At 56.9% G+C, this 24,010-nt stretch carries 27 protein-coding genes and 1 tRNA gene; 16 read left to right on the top strand and 12 right to left on the bottom strand.

Annotation, left to right across the window (positions count from 1 at the left end):
* The first annotated feature begins 21 nt into the window (after positions 1–21).
* Positions 22–528 (top strand): protein-export chaperone SecB, encoded by a 507-nt coding sequence (gene secB, locus BLR72_RS08865; protein WP_091947454.1) that lies wholly within the window; start codon positions 22–24, stop codon positions 526–528.
* A 48-nt stretch (positions 529–576) separates the two neighbouring features.
* Here the strand turns inward: secB and dnaQ are convergent, their stop codons facing one another.
* From dnaQ to BLR72_RS08890, 5 genes are all read right to left on the bottom strand, one after another.
* Positions 577–1,287, bottom strand: coding sequence for a DNA polymerase III subunit epsilon (dnaQ, locus tag BLR72_RS08870; protein WP_091947456.1), 711 nt, complete (start codon positions 1,285–1,287; stop codon positions 577–579).
* A gap of 87 nt (positions 1,288–1,374) precedes the next feature.
* A complete protein-coding gene (gene coaE, locus BLR72_RS08875; protein ID WP_027230931.1) occupies positions 1,375–1,962 on the bottom strand; it encodes a dephospho-CoA kinase in 588 nt (195 codons plus the stop codon).
* The gene (locus BLR72_RS08880) at positions 1,959–2,795 is read right to left on the bottom strand and encodes a shikimate dehydrogenase (RefSeq protein WP_091947459.1); all 837 of its coding nucleotides are present in this window, start codon (positions 2,793–2,795) and stop codon (positions 1,959–1,961) included. Before BLR72_RS08880 ends, coaE begins: the two co-directional genes overlap by 4 nt.
* Positions 2,788–3,381, bottom strand: coding sequence for a Maf-like protein (locus BLR72_RS08885; RefSeq protein WP_091947461.1), 594 nt, complete (start codon positions 3,379–3,381; stop codon positions 2,788–2,790). The genes BLR72_RS08880 and BLR72_RS08885 overlap by 8 nt, the downstream gene beginning before the upstream one ends.
* Before the next feature lie 31 nt (positions 3,382–3,412).
* Positions 3,413–4,234 carry a pyruvate, water dikinase regulatory protein gene (locus BLR72_RS08890; RefSeq protein WP_027230934.1) on the bottom strand — a complete coding sequence of 274 codons (822 nt, stop codon included), beginning with the start codon at positions 4,232–4,234 and terminating at the stop codon, positions 3,413–3,415.
* A 410-nt stretch (positions 4,235–4,644) separates the two neighbouring features.
* Between BLR72_RS08890 and hemE the strand changes: the two genes are divergently transcribed.
* The 3 genes from hemE to rho all read left to right on the top strand — a co-directional run bounded on the left by hemE (position 4,645) and on the right by rho (position 7,708).
* Positions 4,645–5,676: a uroporphyrinogen decarboxylase gene (hemE, locus tag BLR72_RS08895; protein ID WP_091947464.1), complete on the top strand. Its 1,032-nt coding sequence runs from the start codon at positions 4,645–4,647 to the stop codon at positions 5,674–5,676.
* Between the two features lie 24 nt (positions 5,677–5,700).
* The gene (gene hemJ / locus BLR72_RS08900) at positions 5,701–6,240 is read left to right on the top strand and encodes a protoporphyrinogen oxidase HemJ (RefSeq protein WP_091947466.1); all 540 of its coding nucleotides are present in this window, start codon (positions 5,701–5,703) and stop codon (positions 6,238–6,240) included.
* 202 nt (positions 6,241–6,442) lie between these two features.
* Positions 6,443–7,708 carry a transcription termination factor Rho gene (rho, locus tag BLR72_RS08905; protein ID WP_027230937.1) on the top strand — a complete coding sequence of 422 codons (1,266 nt, stop codon included), beginning with the start codon at positions 6,443–6,445 and terminating at the stop codon, positions 7,706–7,708.
* Position 7,709: 1 nt separating this feature from the next.
* Here rho and BLR72_RS08910 read toward each other — a convergent pair whose 3' ends face one another.
* Positions 7,710–9,716 carry a thioredoxin domain-containing protein gene (locus BLR72_RS08910; RefSeq protein ID WP_091947469.1) on the bottom strand — a complete coding sequence of 669 codons (2,007 nt, stop codon included), beginning with the start codon at positions 9,714–9,716 and terminating at the stop codon, positions 7,710–7,712.
* Between the two features lie 66 nt (positions 9,717–9,782).
* Between BLR72_RS08910 and mnmE the strand changes: the two genes are divergently transcribed.
* The 5 genes from mnmE (at position 9,783) to BLR72_RS08935 (ending at position 15,537) form a co-directional block, all read left to right on the top strand.
* Entirely contained in the window at positions 9,783–11,114 is a 1,332-nt protein-coding gene (mnmE, locus tag BLR72_RS08915) for a tRNA uridine-5-carboxymethylaminomethyl(34) synthesis GTPase MnmE (protein ID WP_091947472.1), read from the top strand.
* A gap of 139 nt (positions 11,115–11,253) precedes the next feature.
* Positions 11,254–13,125, top strand: coding sequence for a tRNA uridine-5-carboxymethylaminomethyl(34) synthesis enzyme MnmG (gene mnmG, locus BLR72_RS08920; RefSeq protein WP_091947473.1), 1,872 nt, complete (start codon positions 11,254–11,256; stop codon positions 13,123–13,125).
* Positions 13,122–13,766, top strand: a complete 645-nt coding sequence (gene rsmG / locus BLR72_RS08925) for a 16S rRNA (guanine(527)-N(7))-methyltransferase RsmG (RefSeq protein WP_091947476.1) — start codon at positions 13,122–13,124, stop codon at positions 13,764–13,766. Before mnmG ends, rsmG begins: the two co-directional genes overlap by 4 nt.
* 50 nt (positions 13,767–13,816) lie before the next feature.
* Positions 13,817–14,611, top strand: a complete 795-nt coding sequence (locus BLR72_RS08930) for a ParA family protein (RefSeq protein ID WP_153666943.1) — start codon at positions 13,817–13,819, stop codon at positions 14,609–14,611.
* Positions 14,612–14,652: 41 nt separating this feature from the next.
* Positions 14,653–15,537 carry a ParB/RepB/Spo0J family partition protein gene (locus BLR72_RS08935; protein WP_091947479.1) on the top strand — a complete coding sequence of 295 codons (885 nt, stop codon included), beginning with the start codon at positions 14,653–14,655 and terminating at the stop codon, positions 15,535–15,537.
* Between the two features lie 18 nt (positions 15,538–15,555).
* Here BLR72_RS08935 and holA read toward each other — a convergent pair whose 3' ends face one another.
* From holA to BLR72_RS08955, 4 genes are all read right to left on the bottom strand, one after another.
* The gene (holA, locus tag BLR72_RS08940) at positions 15,556–16,605 is read right to left on the bottom strand and encodes a DNA polymerase III subunit delta (RefSeq protein ID WP_091947482.1); all 1,050 of its coding nucleotides are present in this window, start codon (positions 16,603–16,605) and stop codon (positions 15,556–15,558) included.
* 139 nt (positions 16,606–16,744) lie between these two features.
* Complete coding sequence (locus tag BLR72_RS08945; protein WP_091947485.1) at positions 16,745–17,164, bottom strand: PIN-like domain-containing protein; 420 nt, start codon at positions 17,162–17,164, stop codon at positions 16,745–16,747.
* A 14-nt stretch (positions 17,165–17,178) separates the two neighbouring features.
* Positions 17,179–17,853: a hypothetical protein gene (locus BLR72_RS08950; RefSeq protein WP_244506664.1), complete on the bottom strand. Its 675-nt coding sequence runs from the start codon at positions 17,851–17,853 to the stop codon at positions 17,179–17,181.
* Positions 17,854–18,072: 219 nt separating this feature from the next.
* Positions 18,073–18,147 (bottom strand) — tRNA-Gly (locus BLR72_RS08955).
* 33 nt (positions 18,148–18,180) lie between these two features.
* Between BLR72_RS08955 and BLR72_RS08960 the strand changes: the two genes are divergently transcribed.
* The 6 genes from BLR72_RS08960 to BLR72_RS08985 all read left to right on the top strand — a co-directional run bounded on the left by BLR72_RS08960 (position 18,181) and on the right by BLR72_RS08985 (position 21,987).
* Positions 18,181–18,852 (top strand): prolyl-tRNA synthetase associated domain-containing protein, encoded by a 672-nt coding sequence (locus tag BLR72_RS08960; protein WP_175492316.1) that lies wholly within the window; start codon positions 18,181–18,183, stop codon positions 18,850–18,852.
* Between the two features lie 53 nt (positions 18,853–18,905).
* Complete coding sequence (trxA, locus tag BLR72_RS08965) at positions 18,906–19,883, top strand: thioredoxin (RefSeq protein ID WP_091947493.1); 978 nt, start codon at positions 18,906–18,908, stop codon at positions 19,881–19,883.
* Positions 19,884–19,942: 59 nt separating this feature from the next.
* On the top strand, positions 19,943–20,605 hold the full coding sequence (locus BLR72_RS08970) for an LON peptidase substrate-binding domain-containing protein (protein ID WP_027230947.1): 663 nt from the start codon (positions 19,943–19,945) through the stop codon (positions 20,603–20,605).
* Between the two features lie 15 nt (positions 20,606–20,620).
* Positions 20,621–20,815, top strand: coding sequence for a Trm112 family protein (locus BLR72_RS08975; RefSeq protein ID WP_027230948.1), 195 nt, complete (start codon positions 20,621–20,623; stop codon positions 20,813–20,815).
* 92 nt (positions 20,816–20,907) lie between these two features.
* Positions 20,908–21,486, top strand: a complete 579-nt coding sequence (locus BLR72_RS08980) for a TetR/AcrR family transcriptional regulator (protein ID WP_091947496.1) — start codon at positions 20,908–20,910, stop codon at positions 21,484–21,486.
* Between the two features lie 75 nt (positions 21,487–21,561).
* Complete coding sequence (locus BLR72_RS08985) at positions 21,562–21,987, top strand: metallopeptidase family protein (protein ID WP_091948593.1); 426 nt, start codon at positions 21,562–21,564, stop codon at positions 21,985–21,987.
* A gap of 33 nt (positions 21,988–22,020) precedes the next feature.
* Here the strand turns inward: BLR72_RS08985 and BLR72_RS08990 are convergent, their stop codons facing one another.
* Both BLR72_RS08990 and BLR72_RS08995 read right to left on the bottom strand, forming a co-directional pair.
* A complete protein-coding gene (locus BLR72_RS08990; protein ID WP_027230952.1) occupies positions 22,021–22,227 on the bottom strand; it encodes a DUF1737 domain-containing protein in 207 nt (68 codons plus the stop codon).
* A 45-nt stretch (positions 22,228–22,272) separates the two neighbouring features.
* A complete protein-coding gene (locus tag BLR72_RS08995; protein WP_091948596.1) occupies positions 22,273–23,154 on the bottom strand; it encodes an HpcH/HpaI aldolase/citrate lyase family protein in 882 nt (293 codons plus the stop codon).
* Between the two features lie 156 nt (positions 23,155–23,310).
* On the opposite strand from BLR72_RS08995, the gene leuD reads away from it, so the two are divergent.
* Positions 23,311–23,916: a 3-isopropylmalate dehydratase small subunit gene (gene leuD, locus BLR72_RS09000; RefSeq protein WP_091947499.1), complete on the top strand. Its 606-nt coding sequence runs from the start codon at positions 23,311–23,313 to the stop codon at positions 23,914–23,916.
* Positions 23,917–24,010: the final 94 nt, after the last annotated feature.

A 24,010-nucleotide genomic window follows, 5' to 3' on the forward strand; every position in this document is an offset into this window, starting at 1 on the left:
ACAAAAGAAGGTTTCCAGACAATGGCTCAAAAGCCTGACGAGAATGCCGAAAACGGCAACGAAGTGACCAATGGGAATGGTACGAGCCAGCAGCAGACGCTGAACATTCTGGCTCAATATGTGAAGGACCTTTCGTTCGAGAGCCCCGGCGCTCCGCTTTCGCTGCGTCCGCGCGACAAGGCCCCCGGGATCAGCATCAACGTGAACGTCAATGCCAACCCGATTGCCGAGAATGATTTTGACGTCGTTCTGACACTTTCGGCCAAGGCCGGCGAAGGCAAGGAAGTCCTCTTCAATGCCGAACTCGTCTATGGCGGCGTCTTCCGTCTCGTCGGTTTTCCGCAGGAGCATTTGCTGCCGCTGCTCTTCATTGAATGCCCACGCCTTCTCTTCCCGTTTGCGCGCCAGATCATTGCGGAAGCCACCCGCAACGGCGGTTTCCCGCCACTGATGATCGATCCGATCGATTTCGCGCAGATGTTTCAGCAGCGCATGGCCGAGGAACAGGCCAAGGCCAAGGTCAGTTGAGCCGAATACGTTGGATTTGAGAAGAACCCGGGCTGGTCCCGGGTTTTTTTATTGGTGAACGGCGACGCGTTCGTTCCAGATAGCCTTTTCGCCGATCTTTGCGACGAGTTGTGCATGGGCGGATATTTCAGCCTCGGTCAGGCGCGGCTTCAGCGGCACAGGGCGCGGCGAAATCAGGATCACGCGAGACTCGCCGCCCGTGCGGCCGCTGTCACCGTGTTCGGCGATGGTCAAACCGAGCGCCGCCTGTTTGCCGCCGATAAGTTCGATATAGACTTCGGCGAGCAGTTGCGAATCGAGAAGCGCGCCGTGCATCTTGCGGTGGCTGTTGTCGATGCCATAGCGCCGGCAGAGCGCGTCTAGCGAATTTGGACCCATCGGATGCTTGCGGCGAGCGAGCGCTAGCGTATCAACGACCCGGTCCGTATGGATGGGGGGATGACCAAGCCGATTGAGCTCGGTATTGATAAAGCCGATGTCGAACATCGCGTTATGCGCGATCAGCTTGGCGCCGTCGATGAAATCCAGGAAGTCATGCAGGATGCCGGCAAAGAGCGGCTTGTCGAGCAGCTTGTCGTTACTGATGCCATGAACCGCCAGCGCATCGGCGTGAACAGCCTTGCCTTCAGGATTGATAAAGACGTGGAACGTACGGCCCGTCGGAAACCGGTTGATCAGTTCGACGCCGCCAATTTCGATGACGCGGTCCTCCAGCCGGTCAAGGCCGGTTGTTTCCGTATCGAAAATGATCTCGCGCATCGACTCACCTTTTTTGCCCACGTTCCATGAAACCAGCGCGTGGGGCAAGTCCGGATTGTCAGTATCCCCTTTTCAACGAACGAGGGCTCACGCCTCAGCGATCAACGCCGCGATGATCTTGTTGACTGCGGCGCGCGTGATAGCAAAATCGTAACGCGTGTCGACGACGAAATCCGCCCGCCTTCTCTTTTCTGCGTCGGGCATTTGTCGCGCCAGGATTGCTTCGAGCTTTTCCGGCGTCATGCCCGGCCGATCGAGGACGCGTTGGCGTTGCACCTCTTCCGGCGCAGAAACGACGAGAACCTTGTCTACGCGCTTTTCGCCGCCAGTTTCGAACAGCAGCGGAATGTCGAGGACAATCAACTTTTCCCCGCGCTCCCTCGCCTCATCGCGAAACCTGATTTCTTCGTCGCGAACGAGCGGGTGGATGATTGCCTCGAGCCGCTTCAACGCTTCGGGATTGCCGACAACGGCCGACGAGAGCTTCGTGCGATCAACCGTGCCGCCCGCCGTCGTTCCAGGGAACGCGTCTTCGATCAGGGGCACGGCGACGCCGGAGTAAAGCCTGTGCACGGCATCATCGGCCGAATGTACCGGAATTCCCGCATCCATGAACATCTGCGCCGCGGTAGATTTGCCCATGCCGATCGATCCGGTGAGCCCAAGCACGATCATCGCTTTGCCATGTCCGCGAGCACAAGGTCGCGCAATTCAGCGGTTACTTCCGGCCGTTTCCCGAACCAGTGTTCGAAGCCGGGTACCGCCTGATGCAACAGCATGCCGAGCCCATCGACGGTCCTCAATCCGCAAGCGCGTGCGGCGTGCAGCAGCGGTGTTTCGAGCGGAACGTAAACGATATCGGTGACCAGGGCGTTGGGTTTGGCACGTGCAAGATCAATCTCCAGCGCATCCTTGCCTTCCATGCCGAGCGAAGTCGTATTCACGATGAGATCGGCATCCCGTGTCAGTTCGGGCACCGCGGCCCAGGAATGAGCGCTAACGCCTTTGCCAAATCGGTCGGCAAGTTCCTGCGCACGGCCAATGGTACGATTGACAATGCGGATATCGCTGAAGCCGCGCTGCTTCAACGCATAGACAATGGCGCGGCTGGCGCCGCCCGCGCCGAGAACAAGTGCGCTCCTGCCCTTATCCCAGCCCGGGCTATAAGCGTCGAGATTTGCCGCAAAGCCATAGGCATCCGCATTCCCGCCCCAAAGCGCGCCGTCGCGGAACCAAAGCGTGTTGACCGCCCCAATCTCCTCTGCAGCGGCATCGAGCCTATCGGCGAGAGCGAAGGCTGCTTCCTTGTGCGGAAGGGTAATATTGCCGCCGACCAAACCGGCCTGCCGCATCCCGGTGACGAAGTTCGCGAAACTATCAGGCGCAACTTCAATCGCCCGGTAGGTACCCACAATTCCATGGGTCTTCAGCCAAGAGCCATGGATGAGCGGCGAGCGCGAATGGCGAATGGGATAACCAGCAACAAAGGCATGTAGTGCGTCAGCCATCGATGGCACCTTCCCGTCGCAGTTCCACAAGCAACGGCAGCAAGGGCAGGCCGACAATGGTGAAATAGTCGCCGTCAACCTTTTCGAACAATTGCACGCCCTCGCCCTCGATCTGATAGGCACCGACACTTTGCAGGGCAATCTCACCGGCACGGGAGAGGTAACGTCCGATAAAGCCCGGGTCGAGATCGCGCACCGTCATTCGCGCGACAGATACGTGTCGCCACAAGGTCTTTCCATCCCTCGCAAGGACCACAGCGCTGTTCAGATGATGGGTCTGGCCTGAAAGCTTGAGCAATTGCCGGCGGGCAGCTTCCATATCGGCAGGTTTGTGCAGCACCTCATCGCCAAGGGACAAGGTTTGATCCGACCCGATGACCAAGGCCCCGGGATTGCGTTCGCTTACATCGAGCGCCTTGGCTTCGGCGAGGACAAGCGCGACATCTTCGGGTGTTGCGCCGGTGTCGTAAAGCGGCGCTTCCACCGCGCGCTCTTCGATATTCGCTGCTTGCGCCGTGAAGCTGATGCCGGCGTTTTTCAAGAGCGTTGCGCGGAACGGGCTCTTGGAGGCTAGGATAATATCCATGGCGTCATCCTCGTGATTGCTGATGGCTGCGTTATCGCCCCTCTGCCCGAAGGGCAAGGACCGCGGCTGCGGTTTCTTCGATCGAGCGGCGCGATACATCTATCATCGGCCAGTTGTGGCGATGGCATATCTGCCTCGCATAGGTCAATTCCTCGATGATGTTGGCGCGATCGAGGTACTGCTCGGCATCGAAATTCTGCGAAGCGCCGAGCACCCGGTGCTGGCGCACCTGCGATATCCGTTCGGCAGATGCGACAAGTCCAACGACCAGCGGCCTTTGCGAGCGAACAAGAACATCGGGTATGGGAACGCCAACGACGATCGGTACATTAACCGTCTTGATGCCGCGATTTGCGAGATAAATGCTTGTGGGCGTTTTCGACGTGCGGGAAATGCCGATGAGGACGACATCCGCTTCCTCCATGTCGAGCGGCAATTGGCCGTCATCGTGCTCCATGGTGAAGTTCAACGCATCGATGCGGCGGAAATACTCGGCGTTGAGGACATGTTGTGCGCCGACGCGTCGCCCCGCCGGCGTGCCCAGATAAGATTGAAATATTCCGAGAACGGGTTCCAGCACCGAGACGCAGGGCACGCCCAGCGCCACACAGCCGTCGTGGATCATCGCCGCAAGGCGTTGATCGATAATCGTATAAAGAACGATTCCGGGCTCGGCATCTATGCTGTCGAGCACGCGGCGGATCTGCTTTTCCGTGCGTATCAGCGGATAAATGTGTTCGATCGCCCGCGCATGGGCATATTGCGCCGAGGCCGCTCGGCCAGCGGCGATGAGAGTCTCTCCGGTCGCATCAGAAATCATGTGGAGATGGAAGTAGTTTACCGGTTTCGTCACAGGAATTTCCACGCTCTGTTGATGGCTGGGGATAAAACGTCTCGCCTGCCACAACAGATGGCAGCCATGTGAATTCTTGGCAAGTCATCCACAGCGGGCACGCCTGTGGGCGTCGCTTCGCAGGGCTGCGGCACTCTGGGGAAACTCAAAACCTCTCCATGCTTGTCCGCCATTTCTTCACAGGAATTTCCACAGCTACCCTCAACATAACTCATTGAATTATATTTATAAAATCGACAGTCCTTACAAAACCTTCTAGAATCTGTTTGGCTATCCCGGACTAATCGTTCAATTGTTAGCTGTGGGAAAGTTCTGGCATTCGGGTAATTCCCAGTACAAACAGACTCTAAGAATCAAAAAATCCAAAATAGATCTGAATTTCTTTTTTATAGAACAGGGTGGAGAGAACGATGGTTCGCAAAGTGATGAAAGTCCTTGGAGGCGAGACTGTCTTCCCTCCTCCGATCTGGATGATGCGCCAGGCCGGGCGCTATCTGCCTGAATACCGGGAAGTCAGAAAGAACGCGGGAAGCTTTCTCGACCTTTGCTATTCACCCGACCTTGCCGTCGAAGTGACCATGCAGCCGATCCGTCGGTTTGGCTTTGATGCGGCAATTCTGTTTTCCGATATTCTCGTCGTGCCGCATGCACTGGGTCGTGATCTTCGTTTTGAAGAAGGTCGCGGTCCGTTGATGACGCCGATCGATGTCGATGGAATATTCTGGCTTGAATCGGGAGGGGCCGCCGATCGCCTGGAGCCGGTCTACGAGACCGTTCGGCTTCTGCGCCAGCAGCTGCCTAACGAGACGACGCTGCTCGGCTTCTGCGGGGCGCCCTGGACCGTTGCGACCTATATGATCGCCGGACACGGTACGCCGGACCAGGCGCCGGCCCGTCTTTTCGCCTATCGCCATCCCGATGCATTTCAGAAATTGCTGGACGAGCTTGCCGATGTCTCAGCCGAATATCTCATCAGGCAAATTGGGGCCGGCGCCGATGCAGTGCAAATCTTCGATTCCTGGGCAGGTGTTCTCGACGAAGCGTCGTTCGAGCAATTCTGCATCGCTCCGGTAGCGGGGATCGTGGAGAAGGTTCGGGCTGTTCATCCGACTGTGCCGATCATCGGCTTTCCAAAGGGCGCAGGCGCACTTTACGCCAATTATCGCGAGCGAACCGGCGTTACAGCACTGGGCCTTGATTGGTCTGTGCCGCTTTCCATGGCGTCATCCTTGCAGGGTAGTGGTCCGGTTCAGGGTAACCTCGATCCCTTACGGGTCGTTGCCGGCGGCAAACCGCTCGACGATGGTGTCGATGCAATTCTCGGAGCTTTGGGACATGGCCCGCTGATTTTCAATCTCGGTCACGGCATTACGCCGGATGCTCCTGTCGCGCATGTGGAGCAGATGATCAACCGCGTGCGCCTCGCGTCTCCGCGGCCCTGATATGGCGAATACGGGGTTCGATCGATGAGTAATTCGGGTTCAGCTGAGACCAACTCCAGTAATGTTCCACTTCTTCCGCGTGTGATCGTCGCGGCTGTTGCGCTGTGCCTGGTTGTCCTGGTTGTTTTCTATCCTGACGATGCCTATTTATGGGTGAAGGCTGTCCATGTCATCGCCGTGATTTCATGGATGGCCGGGATGCTCTATCTTCCACGCCTGTTTGTCTATCATTGCGCGGTTCAGCCGGGGTCGAGCGAGTCCGAGACCTTCAAGCTCATGGAACGACGGCTGCTTAAGGCAATCATCAACCCCGCAATGGGGGCAACGTGGGTTGCGGGCCTATGGCTCGCCTGGAAGAGTGCGGCCTATATGGATGGCTGGTTCCACGTCAAGTTTCTGGCCGTTCTCATTCTTTCAGGCGTCCATGGATACTTTTCGAAGTCGGTAAAGATGTTTGCCGAGGACCGAAATGTTAAATCGCAGCGCTTCTGGCGGTTGATGAACGAAGTTCCGACACTTCTCATGGTCATTATCGTCATCATGGTCATCATAAAGCCATTTTGATTGATCACAGAAACTGCTAATCTAGCATCAAAACCAATCACGAAATCACTTGCCCTTGCTGGCTGGATTAGCTAGATAGGGGCCTCCTCTCCGGAAATACCGCCACAGCATCTTCAGCCAAATCTTTTTTCTGGCACTGCGTTTGGGCATCGTCATTTCCCTTTCCCATTTCTCAACATTAGAATTAAGAGTTCCGCCACACATGCAGGAAATGAAACTACAAGAACTCAAGAACAAGACGGCGGTTGACCTTCTCGCCTTTGCGGAGTCGCTTGAGGTGGAAAATGCCAGCGTCATGCGCAAACAGGAATTGATGTTTGCGATACTGAAAAAGCTGGCTTCGCAAGAAGTCGAGATCATCGGCGAAGGCGTCGTCGAAATCTTGCAGGACGGATTTGGCTTTATGCGGTCCGCCAACGCCAACTACCTCCCAGGTCCAGACGACATATATATCTCGCCGTCGCAGATACGGCGGTTTTCGCTGAAGACCGGCGATACGGTCGAGGGTCCCATTCGCGGCCCGAAGGAAGGCGAGCGTTATTTTGCGCTGCTCAAGGTCAATACGATCAATTTCGAAGACCCCGAGAAGATCCGCCACAAGATCCACTTCGACAACCTGACGCCGCTCTATCCGAACGAGCGCTTCAAGATGGAGTTGGAAAATCCGACGACCAAGGATCTTTCGGCGCGCGTGATCGATCTCGTCGCGCCGCTCGGCAAAGGCCAGCGCGGTCTCATCGTTGCACCGCCGCGTACGGGTAAGACTGTTCTGCTCCAGAACATTGCTCATTCCATTACCGCCAATCATCCAGAATGCTACCTCATCGTCCTTCTCATCGACGAGCGTCCGGAAGAAGTCACGGACATGCAGCGTTCGGTAAAGGGCGAAGTTGTATCATCGACATTCGACGAGCCGGCCTCGCGCCACGTTCAGGTCGCCGAAATGGTGATCGAGAAAGCCAAGCGTCTGGTTGAGCACGGACGCGACGTGGTTATCCTCCTCGATTCCATCACCCGCCTCGGACGCGCCTACAATACGGTTGTGCCGTCATCGGGTAAGGTTCTGACCGGCGGTGTCGATGCCAACGCCTTGCAGCGTCCGAAACGCTTCTTTGGCGCGGCCCGCAATATCGAAGAAGGCGGTTCGTTGACAATCATCGCGACGGCCCTGATCGATACCGGCAGCCGCATGGACGAAGTTATCTTTGAAGAATTCAAGGGTACCGGCAACTCGGAAATCGTGCTCGACCGCAAGGTCGCCGACAAGCGTATTTTCCCGGCGATGGACATTCTGAAGTCCGGCACGCGCAAGGAAGACCTTCTCGTTCCGCGCCAGGATCTTCAAAAGATCTTCGTTCTGCGCCGTATCCTGGCGCCGATGGGAACGACCGACGCGATCGAATTCCTCATCGACAAGCTCAAGCAGACCAAGACCAATGGCGAGTTCTTCGACTCGATGAATACATAACCTAGCTGCCCGGTCTAAGCAGTGCAGACAGCGCTTCGGCAGAGGTTACAGGTGCAAGGCATACAAACCCGCGGCAAAGATAGGCTGCGGGTTTTTCTATCGTGACGTCGCCACCGCCGCCTATGAGTTCGACCTTCTTGCCTTCGGTGAATTCAATCCAGATATCGCTGCGCCGGGGATCGGGAGAACGCCGTGCAGTCTCCACCAGGGGATCATCGAGGCTTGGCGTCACGATGACGAGTTTCATGGGCTCGAGCAGCAGGCTGGCGCTGTTGAGAACCCCGGCCTGGCCGAAACGCTGGTGCAGCACACGGCCGATTGCGCCTTCCGTCATCCGCTCAGTTCGTTCGCGCAGCTGGTCGTCGTTGGATAGCGTGGCAAGACGCGCCATGGCCTCGATGATCTGGCCAGTCGCGCTTGGTATGGCCTCATCCTGGTCCCCGCGTACGCGGATGATAACGTCGCCACTATCGGAAGCGGTCAGGGCATATCCGCCGTCCGGAGCCAGATACCAATCATCAAGCGCAGCCAGCCAATGGCGAGCATCGACGATAAAGGTGTGCTGTCGCGTTACCTGATACAATGAAAGCGCGGCATTCATCATGGCCGCGTAGTCGGACGACAATCCCGGAAATTGGCGCGAAGTTCCCAAGACTGAGTGAGGAAGACGGTCCTCAACCATCGATTCGGCAACGGAACGATAGGTTTCAATCGCAAGCGTCTGCCAATCCGGGCGATCAAATAGAGCCGAAGCTTCGGCAAGCGCACGAATGGCAAGGCCATTCCAGTCGGTTAGTGCCTTGTCGTCCCGGCCAGGTCTCGGCCTTGCCTCGCGTAACTCAAAAAGCTTGCGCCGTTGGCGAGCGAGATCTGCCTCTTCTTGGGCACTGCCCAATCGAGGCGTTCGCAATCTGTTAAGGATATTTTTACCCTCCCAGTTACCGCCTTCGCTCACATCGTAGATTTGCCGGAAGGTTTCGAAATCCGCGGCGCCCGGCACCTCTTTGCTCGACCACACATAGAAGCGGCCTTCTTCGCCCTCACTATCTGCATCGAGGCTTGAAGCAAACCTACCATCGATACGCATTTCTCGTTCCAGCCACGCCACCGTCTCTTCGATTCGTTGACGAAACAATTCTTCGCCCGTCGCCGCATATGCCCAGGTTGCATGGCGGATCATCTGTGCATTGTCGTAAAGCATCTTTTCGAAATGCGGCACGAGCCAGTTCTCGTCCACCGAGTAACGCGACAGTCCTCCGCCCAGGTGATCGTAGATTCCTCCCTGCAGCATCATATGCAGGCTGGTCAAAAAGGCGTCGCGATGGGTCTTCGCACTCGTACGCAGCCAGGACAGCCATAAAGCATCCATGAACGGCGCACTCGGAAACTTGGGCGCACCGGCAATGCCGCCTTTCTCGAGGTCCATCATTTCGAAGACATTGTTGGCGAATTGATCAAAGAGTGCTGCATCAAGTTTTGACGGCTCCGCACGCGCATCAAGGCGACTGCTGACATGATTCACTAGAGCCTGAACGTTTTGTTCGACGCGAATCCTGTCTTCATGCCACACCTTGCTGATCAGGCGCAGGACATCGAGAAAGCCGGGCTTGCCATAGCGTGAATGCTTCGGAAAATAGGTGCCGCCCCAGAAAGGCTTTGCTTCCGGCGTTAGAAACATCGTCAGGGGCCACCCGCCCTGTTCGCCCATAGCGCCGAGCGCGGCCATATAGATTTGGTCGATGTCGGGTCGCTCCTCGCGGTCGACCTTGACGTTGACAAAAAGCTCGTTCATCAGAGTCGCCACCTCGGTGTCTTCGAAACACTCGTGGGCCATAACGTGGCACCAGTGGCAAGCGGCATAACCCACAGATAGCAGGATAGGCTTTTGCACATCCCGTGCCTCGGCGAGTGCAGCAGGACCCCACGCCCGCCAATGGACAGGATTCGTGGCGTGCTGACGCAGGTAAGGGCTTGATTCCTGGCCAAGTAGGTTTCGTTGCTCAGTCATCTTCGCTGCAGCCTTTTCGAAGAAGCCTTGAATGGCTATTGAGACATTCTAGTACGGATGATTAAAATGAAACAGAGCGTCTCCGGCGAGACTATATTCGCACTTTCTAGTGGCAGACTGCCTTCAGGTGTCGCGGTCATCCGCCTGTCTGGACCAAAGACTCGATTCGTTATCGAAACAATCTGCGGTAAGTTGCCAGCGCCACGCGTGGCTGCGCTGAGAACATTCGTTGATGGTGACGGTAATCCTATCGACCGAGGCCTTATTATCTATTTTCCGCCTCCGAGGAGTTTCACCGGTGAGGAGTGCGGGGAATTTCATCTGCACGGCGGCAAGGCGGTCGTCGACGCAATGATTACGTTCTTGTACTCCTTTGAGGGTTGTCGGATGGCCGAGGCCGGCGAGTTTACCAAGCGCGCCTACGCAAACGGCAAATTCGATCTGACGGTTGCCGAAGGGCTGGCGGACCTTATTGCTGCCGAGACCGAGGTGCAGCGGAGGCTCGCCTTGCAGATCGCCTCGGGAGCGCAAGCGGCCCTTTACTCGGGTTGGCGCCAGGAACTCATTCGCGCGCGCGCCTTCATTGAGGCCGAACTCGACTTCGCCGACGAGGCGGACGTCCCCGGCTCACTGTCGGATCAGGTGTGGACCGATCTTAACGAACTCGGCCAAAGGATTAGCAAGCACGTGGCAGACGGCAAGCGAGGCGTTCTTGTTCGCGACGGCTTCCGTGTGGTCATAGTAGGAGAGCCGAACGCAGGTAAGTCAAGTCTGCTCAATGCGCTTGCGGGAAGCGATGTCGCCATCGTCTCCGACGAGCCTGGAACAACACGCGACTTAATTGAGATCAAACTTGACCTCGGAGGCCTTCCGGTCCTCGTGACGGACACGGCAGGCTTGCGTGACACGGAGGGAAAAGTCGAACGAATCGGAATTAATCGTGCACGAGAACGCGCCGCGGCCGCCGACCTAGTGGTCGCGCTGGTCGATCTTTCCAATGCTGCCGCCGACTTCCCGGGAGATGTCGATAACGCGGCCTTGCTGCGCGTTGGCACCAAGTTCGACCTGAACCCGGCCTATAAACGGGATGACTGCGATCTGGTGATTTCCGTACGAGACAATGATGGACTTGAAGCGCTGCTCGCGATCCTCGCTAAACGCGCCGCCGAGGCTGCGGGCAATTTGAGTGATCCGTTGCCCACGCGCCGACGTCATCTCGAGCTTCTTGCGGAAACGAGCCACGAACTTGAAATGGCCGTCACGCAAAACAATGCGCCTCTCGAAGTGCGGGCCGAGTTTTTGCGACGCGCTTCCTTCGCGCTGGGAAGAATTACGGGCCATGTCGATGTTGAGGATATACTTGATGTCGTCTTCTCGCAGTTCTGCATCGGCAAATGATTCACGTGAAACATCGAGTCAAGCGAGGCTTTCAGAGACGGGATGTTTCACGTGAAACATTGTTTAGCTGCCCATACTTGACTCCACGTTGAGTTTTGCCCATCAAGGCAAGGATTCGAATCTCTGAAAGCAATGTATCGTGCAAGACGTCTATGATGTCATCGTCATCGGTGGTGGCCACGCCGGCTGCGAGGCCGCGGCTGCTTCCGCGCGCTTTGGCGCGAAAACCGCGCTGGTAACACATCGCGCGGATACAATTGGAGTTATGTCCTGCAATCCCGCCATCGGCGGCTTGGGTAAGGGCCACCTCGTCCGAGAGATCGATGCTCTTGATGGCTTGATGGGCCGTGTGGCGGATGCTGCAGGTATTCAGTTCAGATTGCTCAACCGCCGCAAAGGCCCTGCGGTGCGCGGACCGAGAACGCAGGCCGACCGCAAGCTCTACCGTCTGGCAATGCAGCAAGCCATCGCCGAGCAGCCAAATCTGGACGTGGTCGAGGGCGGAGCCAATGACCTGATTATCGCTGACGGTAAAGTCAGTGGTGTTCAACTCATGGACGGGCGCGTGCTCTCTTGCGGCGCCGTCGTGCTTACGACTGGAACTTTTCTACGCGGTCTCATCCACATCGGTGAGAAGAAGATACCGGCGGGCCGAATGGGCGAAGCGCCGGCTCTGGGACTCTCCGATACACTCATGCGTCACGAGTTTGCGCTGGGTCGGCTCAAGACGGGCACGCCACCACGATTGGACGGTAGAACCATTGACTGGGACGGACTGGATGTCCAGTCAGCGGATGAAGAGCCCCTACCCTTCTCGCTGATGACGGATGCCATCACTAACCCGCAGATTGATTGTGGCATCACCCGGACGACGCTCAGGACTCACGACATCATTCGAGCGAACCTGCATCGCTCGGCGATGTACTCAGGTTCGATCGAAGGGATTGGTCCGCGCTATTGTCCATCGGTCGAAGACAAAATCGTCAAATTCGGCGATCGCGACGGGCATCAGATTTTCCTGGAGCCGGAGGGTTTGGAAGACCACACAGTCTATCCAAACGGTATTTCGACGTCGTTGCCTGAAGAGGTACAGATCGATATCTTGAAGACGATCCCCGGGCTTGAGCACGCCACAATGCTACAGCCGGGCTATGCGATCGAATATGACTTTATCGATCCGCGCGAACTTGACCGGGCTTTACAGACGCGGCGCATCGGCGGCCTGTTTCTGGCAGGGCAGATCAATGGGACTACGGGTTACGAAGAAGCTGCTGCTCAAGGTCTGCTAGCGGGCTTGAATGCGGCACGCCTGGCAGGTGCCGGTGACCCGATTATTCTGCAGCGGACAGAAGCCTATATTGGTGTAATGGTCGATGATCTGGCTTCCCGCGGTGTGAGCGAACCCTATCGAATGTTTACCTCCCGTGCAGAATTCCGGCTGTCGCTCCGTGCTGACAATGCCGACGAGCGCTTGACGCCGGTGGCTGAGAAGCTGGGCATTCTGGGTGCTGCGCGTCGCGCGCGCTTTGCAGCACGGACCCGCGACCTCGATTCGGCGCGTGAACTTGCTCAGAGCCTCACGATTACACCAAACGCTGCCGCGGCTCATGATCTTCATCTCAACCGCGATGGCATTCGCCGGTCGGCCTACGAGCTGTTGGCATTTTCGGATATTGATCTTGGTCGCATCAAGCGGATTTGGCCCGAGCTTGGTGGGCTTAATCCGCGCATTGCCGAGGCGCTGGAGATCGAAGCGCAGTACGCTGTCTATCTCGACCGCCAGAAGGCGGACGTTGCGGCAATGGAGCGAGAGGAAGCGCTAATGATTCCTGCGTCCGTTGACTTTGCAACGACCTCCGGACTTTCGAACGAATTGAAGCAAAAGCTGAAACAGCGACAGCCTCGGTCGATCGCGGAAGCCCAGCGCATTGACGGGATGACACCGGCTGCCCTCGCCTTGATTATTACCCAGATACGCAAGGTGACAACGGGCACTCGAGACGTCGCGTGAGTGATCGGCGCGAAGCAAGTCTAAGAAAAGTGTTATCCACTGTTTCACGTGAAACAGTGGATAATCTTGTCGGGTTTGAAGACCTATTCCGCAAATGGTCAAAGGCGATCAATCTCGCCTCCCCATCTACGCTTGATCAGCTGTGGGATCGTCACATTATCGATAGCGCGCAGCTATTCAATCTCGCGCCTAATGCGAAGACGTGGCTGGATCTGGGGTCGGGCGGGGGCTTTCCAGGCGTTGTGATCGCGATTCTTCTTAAAGAACGTCATGGCGGAAAAATTGACCTGGTTGAGAGCAACGGCAAGAAGGCGGCGTTCTTGCGGACTGCGATCGGGCAGTTTAAGGCACCCGGGATCGTTCACGCAGCGCGGATAGACAATGTATGGAGCAGGATCGCGACGCCGGATATTGTGACGGCTCGTGCGCTTGCATCTTTAAGCGACCTTTTCGTTCTAGCCGGCCCGTGGCTCAGAGGCGGTGCAACAGCGCTTTTTCAAAAAGGACGGGATTACCAGCGAGAAATCGCGGAAACCCGTGACGATTGGGTCTTCGATCTGGTAGAACACCGAAGTGCGGTCGACAAAGATTCGGTCATCTTGCAGATCAGCAATCTGCGACCCACCGAACCTCGCGTCTGACGCGCGCTTCGTCCGCCCCTGGAATACGGTTTCTGCTCAGGAAGATAGTGATGAACAGTCAGACTCGCATCATTACCATAGCCAATCAGAAAGGCGGGGTTGGCAAGACAACCACCGCAATCAATCTGGCGACGGCCTTGGCAGCTATCGGCGAGAACGTCCTGGTGGTCGATCTTGATCCACAGGGCAATGCTAGCACCGGGCTTGGTATCGATCGCAAAAATCGCGACGTTTCCTCGTATGATGTACTTATGCAGACGGCATCGGTGGAGGACGCTGCGGTTGCGACAGCAGTTCCGAATTTGTCTTTGATTCCATCGACACTCGATCTTCTTGGTGTCGAAATGGAAATCGCCAACGCTGCGGACCGGGCTACGCGGTTGCGCAAGGCCTTTCGTGGCAACCCGGCCGCCTCGCCATATTCCTATATCTTGATCGATTGTCCGCCGTCCCTGAATCTCTTGACGATGAACGCCATGGCCGTTGCAGATTCGGTCTTGGTGCCTTTGCAGTGTGAATTCTTTGCGCTCGAAGGGCTCAGTCAACTCTTGGAAACTGTCAGCCAGGTTCGTGCTTCGCTTAACCCGCAGCTGAATATACAGGGCATTGTCCTCACCATGTATGACGGCCGCAACAATCTGGCGACGCAGGTGGTTGACGATGTTCGCTCGTTCATGGGGGACAAGGTCTATCGAACCGTAATTCCTCGCAATGTTCGCGTTTCCGAAGCGCCGTCTTATGGTATCCCGGCTATCCTGTATGATTTGAAATGTGCTGGCAGCCAGGCATACCTTCAGCTTGCATCGGAAGTCATCCAGCGCGAACGCCATCTACGCGCGGCCTGAATATCGATTCGAAGACGAAATGATTATGAAAGTTGACGACTATGAATGAAGATCTCTCGAAAAAGCGCCTTGGCCGTGGACTTGCGGCGCTTATCGGCGAAATGGACCGCGTTCCCGAGGAAAGCGCATCGCATCCGGTGGCGTCGCAGGACCGAAACATTCCGATCGAATTCATAACGCGCAACCCACGCAATCCGCGCCGGCTTTTCACGGAAGGCGATCTTGAGGATCTGACACAGTCGATCCGTAAACATGGCATCGTCCAGCCGGTTGTCGTGCGTCCCGTCAGCGGTTCGCCCGATCATTATGAACTCATTGCCGGAGAACGCCGCTGGCGTGCGGCGCAGCGCGCCGGGGTGGCATCGATCCCCGTGATCATTCGCGAGGTTAATGATCGCGTTGCGCTTGAGTTGGCGATCATCGAGAACGTCCAGCGCGCCGATCTCAATCCGATCGAAGAAGGCATGGGATATCAACAACTTATAGACGATCACGAGTATACTCAAGCTGATCTTGCGCAAGTGATCGGCAAGAGCCGCAGCCATGTCGCCAATACGCTGCGCCTCTTGAAATTGCCGGAGCCGGTACGCGACATGATCACCAATGGCGCGCTCTCCGCCGGCCATGCGCGTACGCTTATTACTGCAGAAAACCCAGGCGCACTAGCGGACAAGATCGTGCGCGATGGGCTTTCGGTGCGCCAGGCCGAGGCTTTGGCGCAAAGCGGCGGCGAGTCGCCGACACCGAAGCCGAGGGCCGAGCGCGACAGCGAAAAGGACGCGGATACACGGGCGTTGGAAAAGCTGCTTTCCGATGTGACCGGCATGCGCGTGACGGTCAATCATCAGAACAAGGGCGGCGACGTGCGCATTCATTACACGACGCTGGAGCAACTCGATGAGGTTTGCCGGCGCCTGCAAAGCTGATTTCCGAGCGAAATCCCGTTAGCGGCCGGGCCGCCCGGCCCTGGCCGCTTCCGCTGCGAGGGCGATGAGCGACCGGCGGATGATTGGCACAGCCAGATCCGCGTTGCGCCGACTTTCAAGCACGGTTCTTTGCAACCGCTCGATGGCGCGGGCACACGTCAGGGTCGACCAGCGCTGCAACGCGGTCTCTACGAGCTTTTTGCGCGCAAAGAATACGGGAGGCTTGGCCGTCGCAACGGCCGATCCCGCATTTCTGCCCTCCGTTTCCATGCCGTAACGTAACGTTTGTAACGACTGAAACTGGCGAATTGCGCTGCTCAGGATGAGAAAACTCGATGAGCCTGTCCCGATCACCCGGTCAAAGGCGTGGGTAAAATCGGCAAGATTGCCCACCATGATAGCGTCGATAATCGCTTCATGGGATACGGCGCTGACATCGCCAATGATGTCCCGCACGTCATCTATGGTGATGCGCTCGCTCCCGTGCGCATAGAGGCAGATTTTTTCAAGTTCGCCGCGCGTCGCTAGCCGGTCGCCGCCGAGGCTCTCCTTGAGGAGGTTACGGGCATCGAGGCTGATCTGCAGTCCATAGCGCGTCATCATCTCATCAATCGTCGCATCGAGGCTGCGCGCATCGTCGCTGTAACAGGGCAAGGCCATGGCGCTGGCGCTTTGTTCGACGATGCCACGCAGGCCGGCGCCCTTCTTCAGGTCGCCGGCTTCGATGAGAATGAAGGTCGCTTGCGGAGGGTTTTTTGCAAGATGAGCGACTGCATCGGCGAGGCCCTTTTGGCCGGAGGCATTTCGCACCCAGATCAGCCGCTCACCGCCAAACATGGAAATGGTATTGGCTTCGTCGGATAGTTTTCCGGGCTCTGCCTGAACCGCATCCGCATCGAGCCGGATTACGGCAAACGGGTCATCCGGGGAAAGGTCCGTAAGCTTGATGAATGCGGCTGCGCGTTCGCTGACGAGCCCCTTGTCGGGCCCATAGATGAGAATGATGGGATAGGCTCGATCGAGCCTTCTCAGGAACGAATCGACCTCGTGCGCTTTCTTCTGTGCCATGATCCTAGGATTTACCGCTTTGGCTGGAGATTGCAATGCGCGGTGGGATGAAGCGGCGATCACCGTTGGATCGGCGGGGCCAAATAGCAAGAAGGCGCCCAACAAACGGCGCTTGTATTCGACCCCGACAACCTGTTTGTCAAACCGGCAACTGGCGAAGCTTCGTCAACTTCCCTATTGGAATTTCGTGCATTGATGGTGCGGCGAGCAATTGCGTGATCTTAAGCATTTCAGGCAAACGCCATACCAATGTTGCAGCGACTTGGTTCAACGGAGTTCTCTGATAAGCGGGGGCCAATATGAAACCATGGAGCCCTGCGGATCGCAGCGCTGCTCGTTCCCCAGGATTTTTGAGGACGCGACCATCCCCGGAAACAAATATCCACTTTTCGGGTGCCTTTCGAAGGTGGTCAATCCATTCTATATCGGCGGAATGTCGGCCATTAGGCAGTCCAGGAACATCCTTTATGTGGAATGCTGCGTCACCGTAATTGTTGATGAAGCCGTGAAGTGTGGGCGCTATGACTGTCGAAATGCAGTTATCAAATAAAACATTCACGCTGCGACCCGTTGCTACATCGAATTCTCGAATTCAACAGACCGGCGGATTGATGCCTCGCTCACTTCATATGCTTGCGCCGCTCCCTCGATTCCTTCTTGAATAGCGGCCGCAGCGAGTACCGCAGTGGGTACGCTGGATGCAGCGTCAATTGGTTGCCCAAATGACCGCGCCGGATCTACGACTACGTTCAGCTTGCGACCACCTGGCCACCACAGTAGGGGATTGCCGTCATCTCCGAAATCGACAGTCTTGAGGATGGGGTCAAGTATGCCCTTGAACTCATATTGCTTGCGGAAGAGATTCAACAGCCGTTCGCGCTGTTGCCCCTCCTCGTCCGTTTCTATGATGTGCAGAAAAATCTCACGTCCGTCGGTGCGAAACCTGTCGGAAGAGAGTGGATGATCCTGTCCAATCATCTCACGGGCGGCAACAATGGTGGATCGAACCCGAATTGCGGAAACACCAGCGCGAATAAATGCATCGGCGACCCGGACTTCCATAAGATCACGAAAGCCAAGGAAAACTCGTTCGTCGCCCAAGTTGATATCTGGCGTCCAAAGCGGCTCGTACACTTTACCCTGCACCCGGTGACCACGAAGCCAACGTGATATTTTCGATGGACGGACGTGCAAAAGCCTCCCAGCTTCCGCCGGCGTATAGACCCCAACGCCAATCAAATTGTCCATCGCGACAAGCTCCTCTCTGTCAAGCATAGATTCAGCATGTCTGGGCCGTGTCAATATTGTATAGCGGGAAATCGCAAAACTCAGCAATGTCCAAAATTAATCCCACACCTACGCTTACTGGCTGCTGAAAAGCGGGGAGCTATTTGGAAGTTTGCGCATAAAAGCAAGAAGGCGCCCCGGAGGACGCCTTGCTTAAGTGCTTCAAATTATTGAGACAACTGGAGCGGGAAATGGGATTCGAACCCACGACCCCAACCTTGGCAAGGTTGTGCTCTACCCCTGAGCTACTCCCGCATGCGCCAGTCTGTCTTGCGAAGCGGGGCCTATATGGCCCAAGCGCTGGCTAATTGCAACAGGGTTTTTTCAACTTCTGAACGATATAGCGAAAAATCGGCAAAACACCCTGATCTGGGCTTTTCGCTTGAGGCCGCTTCACCGAGCCATTATCTAAAACGCAGAAGCCCCGCTAAACCCCTTGAGAACGTTGTCATGCCCAAGACTTTCGACGAGCTGCTGCAGTTTCTGGACGAACTCAACATCGAAATATCGACGATTCGCCATGCGCCGGTCTTCACGGTGGGCGAAGCCCAGGATCTTCGCGGTCAGATACCGGGAGCACATACGAAAAATCTCTTTCTCAAGGACAAGAAGGACAATTTCTTCCTGGTGACGGTCGACGAGGAGGCCGAGGTCGACCTGAAAACCATCCACAGCAAGATTGGCGCGGCGAGCCGCGTTTCCTTTGGCAAGCCGGAAAAACTGCTCGAATATCTTGGTCTCACTCCGGGTGCGGTGAGCGTTTTTGGCGTGATCAATGATGATCAGCATCAAGTGAGAGTGGTGCTCGACGAGGGGCTCATGCAGCACGACACTATCAACGCACATCCCCTCAGCAATGATGCTACGAGTTCCATCATCCGCGATGATCTCTTGACGTTCCTCAAGGCGACCGGACATGATCCGCTGATCTTGAAAATAGACGGATCGGTCCCAAACTGATAGCTGGTGTCTTCGAGCTTTTGCGAACACCTGACGGATAACGGGAGAAATTGATGAGCAACACTGACAACCCGTTTGGCAGCAGCTATGGCGCTTCCACCACCGGTGCAACAAGCGTGTCGTTCGGTACAAGTGCGCCGAACGGTTCGGCCACCGCTGAATTGATCAAGGACACGACAACGGCAGCTTTCTCCAAGGACGTGATTGCCGAATCAAAGCAACAGCCGGTTCTGGTCGACTTCTGGGCACCCTGGTGCGGGCCCTGCAAGCAGTTGACGCCGATCTTGGAAAAGGCCGTGCAGACCGCGGGCGGACGGGTGAAACTCGTCAAGATGAATATCGACGATCATCCGGCCATCGCCGGGCAACTTGGCATTCAATCCATCCCGGCTGTTATCGCTTTCGCCGACGGCAAGCCGGTCGATGGTTTTATGGGAGCCTTGCCAGAATCGAAAGTCACCGAGTTCATCAACCGTATCGCTTCGCCGGATGGCGGCAGGGATGCCGCTATTCAATCGGCGCTTGATGCGGCAACCGAGGCGACGGAGACAGGCCATTTCGAGGAAGCAGCACAGATCTATTCCGCCATCCTCGGCGAGGTGCCGGATCACGTCGCAGCTCTCGCCGGACTCGCAACCGCGCTTGTCGAACTCGGCGACGTGGCGCAGGCGAGGGCGAGCCTGGATCTCGTACCTGCTGACAAGCGGCAGGATGCGAGTGTGCGCACCGCCGAGGCCAGGATTGCGCTTGCCGAGCAGGTTGCGACGCTCGGTGATGCCGTAGCGCTTGAAGCCAGTCTTCAGGCAAACCCCAAGGATTATCAGGCGCGCTTCGATCTTGCGATGATCCTGAACGCGAAGGGCGAGCGGGATGCGGCAGCCGATCATCTTCTCGCCATCATGAAGGCCGATCGTGGCTGGAACGACGATGGCGCCCGCAAACAGCTGTTGCAGTTTTTCGACGCGTGGGGCCCAACCGATCCATCTTCCGTCACTGCGCGTCGTAAATTGTCATCCCTGCTGTTTTCCTGAGGAAAATCAGGCACTATAGCCGTCGGTCGCGACTTGTCCGATCCGGCTTGGAGAAAATGATGAAGGCAGGAAACGTGCGCTATCGGACGCTGGAGGATATTCCGGAGAGCGTGCCGATCTTTCCGCTATCCGGGGCATTGCTGCTACCCGGCGGACAACTGCCGCTCAACATCTTCGAACCGCGCTACCTTGCGATGATAGATGCGGCGCTTTCCGGCAAACGCATCATCGGCATGATCCAGCCGCGCTTTGACCAGGAGGAGGGTGAAGAAGCCGAGCTGTGCGAAGTCGGCTGCCTCGGCCGGATCACCTCCTTCGCAGAAACGGGCGACGGACGCGTGCTGATCACGCTTCAGGGCATCTGCCGGTTTCGCATCGTCAAGGAACTTGGAACGCGAGCGCCCTTCCGGCAATGCAAGATCGCACCCTTGCGTGCCGATCTCGACGAAGCCGATGAGTCGGAAGTCGATCGCGCGGCGCTCCTGCGCGTCTTCCGCGCGTATCTCGACGCCAATAGCCTGGAAGCGGACTGGGACGGCATCGCCCGCGCAGGGAATGAGACACTGGTCAACGCATTGGCGATGATGTCGCCGTTCGGCGCCGCCGAAAAGCAGGCGCTGCTCGAAGCCGCCGACCTGAAGACACGGGCAGAGACCCTTATAGCCATCACCGAAATAGCCCTCGCCAAGGATGAAGATGGCTTTGAAGGCAGTCTGCAATAGGACGAGGACCCGGCAATGGCCGAAGAGAAACGCGATACGCCTATCGACGTCAAACTACTGGAACTGCTGGTGTGTCCCTTGACCAAGGGTCCGCTGACCTACGATCAGGCGAACTCCGAGCTGATTTCCAAATCCGCTCATCTCGCCTATCCGGTTCGCGACGGCATTCCGATAATGCTTCCTTCGGAAGCGCGGCCGATCGAGGATTAGGCGGCTTCCCTGATTGTCCAATCGTTCCAGCGATTGGCTTTGATCCGGCTTTGCGTCATAATGCGAGTCAGTTGAATGACTGCCGAGCGCTGATGGCTAAGCAAAACGACAAACGGGAAATTCTGACTGCGACGGCTGCGGGGCTGTTCTGGCGTCAGGGTTATGCCGTGACCAGTCTCGCCGATATAGCGGTCAGCTCCGGCATTCCGCTGGGCAATATCTATTATTATTTCAAGACAAAGACCGATCTTGCGCGCAGCGTCGCGGACATTTTCGTTGCCGAAACCGAAGACATGCTGACCCAGATCGTCGCCTCGGACCAGGATCCCCGGCGTCGCCTGCAACTGCTGATCGACAAACTCGCCCAATCGCTCAAGAGCCGCGTCGAGCATGGTTGTCCGATCGCGCTGGGCATCCGGGATTTTCGCCGCGATTCACCTGAGGCGGCGAGCCGAGCGGCCGAAGCCTTCAGCCTCCTCATCGGTTTCATCGGCCGGGAGCTGGGGCGCTCGGGCATTCGGCCATCCACTGCCCTTGCGATAGCACGCAACGCGGTGGCTGAATGGCAGGGCGGTATTATGCTTGCCCATGGCCTTCGCGACCCTACCGTGCTTGCGGAAAGCTTCAGGCGTATGGAACGGCTGCTGCTTGGTGCCAAAGCCCACGCGTGAATGCTGGCAAGCACACACCTCGTATACGGTGGCAAAACGCACTATATGATGCCGGAACGTCATCATGGAGTTGCAATGGCCCGAAGCAACCAAGCTGCCGACTGGGGTAACCGATTGTCACCTTCGCTTGGCGAGATCGAATCGCTGGCGATTGAGGCTTATGCACATCTGCCGGAAACCTTCCGCAGCCTTTGCGGCGATATCACCATTCAGATCTCGGATTTCCCCGAGGACCAGATCGTTGAAGATATGGGCCTGGAATCGCCGTTTGATCTTCTTGGGCTTTTCGAGGGATCGGGCATCGGTGAACGTTTCTCGCTGCAGACCGGACAGCAGACAAATCGCATCACCCTCTACAGGCGTGCAATCCTCGACTATTGGGCTGAGTATGAAGAGGCCCTCGGCGATATCGTGACCCACGTCCTGATCCACGAGATCGGCCACCATTTCGGGCTATCGGATGAGGACATGGAACGGATCGAGGCCACTGTCGATGGGTAGAGGCGATGAAGCGCGGGCCGGCATTTCAGCGATTCAATAGTCGCCGAGCTTGATACCCGGCTCATAGTCCACGCCATCTACATCCTTGACGACTGCCTGGCCGCATTGCATCACCCCCGTCGCCGAGTTGAAGGCGTAGGTCGGCGATCCGTAAATATGCCATCCCTTGTTGATGGCGGCCGTAACCTTGTGACAGAAGCTCGCATCATCAGGGCCTGTCAGAAGCCGATAAAGTTTCATGGTGTTTTCCCAGGTTCAAAGCGAAACCAGCCGATCCGGCTTCGCTCAATTTCTGCCAAGAGCCTCCATCTTTGTCACGAGCTTTTGTGCCGTTTCAAGATGCAGGCGTTCGATCATTTTTCCGGCGAGCGAGATGACACCCTTGTTGGCGTTCTCCGGCTGCGCAAAGGCGGCGACGATGGCACGCGCTTCACTTAAGGCTTGTTCATTGGGAAGGAATGCCACATTGGCGGGCTCGATCTGCGTGGGGTGAACGAGACTTTTGCCATCGAAGCCCATCGCTGCGGCCTCGGCGCATTCGTCGGCGAACCCCGCAAGGTCAGCAAAGTCATTGAACACGCCGTCGATGACATCGAGCTTGCCGGCCCTCGCGCAAAGAAGCACCTGCATGAGCCACGCAACGAAAAACGCGCGGCCCTTCTCCAGACGAGTTCCTGTTTCCTTCGCTATGTCGTTGGTGCCGACGACGAGACAGTCAAGACGCGCGGTCGAACGCAGTCCAAGCTCGGCGATTGCATCGACGTTGAGGATGCCGCGGGCCGTCTCGATCATCGCCCATAACCGGATGTTTTCCGAAGCATCGGTATCGTCGAGAACCTCGGCAACGTTGGCCACGTCCTGCGGCGTCTGAACTTTAGGCAGGAGAATGGCGTCGGGCCTGCAGGCGCGGGCGGCGAGAAGGTCCTCGGCGCCCCATTCGGTATCAAGCCCGTTGATCCGGATGATCCGCTCTGCTCTGGTTGCTGATTGAGCGTGGAAATAGTTACGGAGACTTTCCCGGGCGGCCTCTTTCGCCTCGGGAGCCACAGCGTCCTCCAGGTCGAATATGACGGCATCCGCTTGCAGCGAAGCGACCTTGGCAAGGGCCTTGGCATTCGATGCGGGAACGTAAAGAACTGAGCGACGCAGGCGAAAAGGTTTCGTCATGGCGGTTTTGTGCCTTGATCGCCGCATCAAGACAAGTGCAATCCTGCGTGAAGCGGCGCAGCGCTCAAAGTGCCACAGGCGAAACGCTTTGATTCGCTGCAAAGCTGGTGTAAAGCGAACCATACGTCTCTTTCCGGAATTCTGCAGGCTGACACCATGGACAAATTCACCAAGCTCACCGGCGTTGCGGCTCCGCTGCCCATCGTCAATGTCGACACCGACATGATCATCCCGAAGGATTACCTGAAGACGATCAAGCGCACCGGTCTCGGTACGGGCCTTTTTGCCGAGATGCGCTACAATGAAGACGGCAGCGAGAATCCGGACTTCGTCCTTAACAAGCCTGCCTATCGCAAGGCGCAGATTCTGGTCGCAGGCGACAATTTCGGCTGCGGTTCGAGCCGTGAGCATGCGCCGTGGGCCCTGCTCGATTTTGGCATACGCTGCGTTATTTCGACCAGCTTCGCCGATATCTTCTACAACAACTGCTTCAAGAACGGCATTTTGCCGATCCGCGTCAGCCATGATGATCTCGACAAATTGATGGACGATGCGCAGCGCGGCGCCAATGCGACGCTTTCGGTCGATCTCGAGGAGATGACGATCAAGGGACCCGATGGCGGCACGATCCACTTCGACCTCGACGCGTTCCGCCGTTACTGCATGCTCAATGGCCTCGACGACATCGGTCTGACGATGGAAAAGGCGTCCAAGATCGATACGTTCGAAACCGCGAATGCGGAAAAGCGCCCCTGGGCTTGAGTGTTTATAAGATTGCTTATCGGGCCCGCTTCGGCGGGCCTTTTCATTTGCAGACCCGCCAAAGTTTCAGAAAATTGCGCGCAACGCTTTCCAT

The sequence above is a fragment of the Phyllobacterium sp. YR620 genome, assembly GCF_900104165.1.
GTDB lineage: Bacteria > Pseudomonadota > Alphaproteobacteria > Rhizobiales > Rhizobiaceae > Phyllobacterium > Phyllobacterium pellucidum.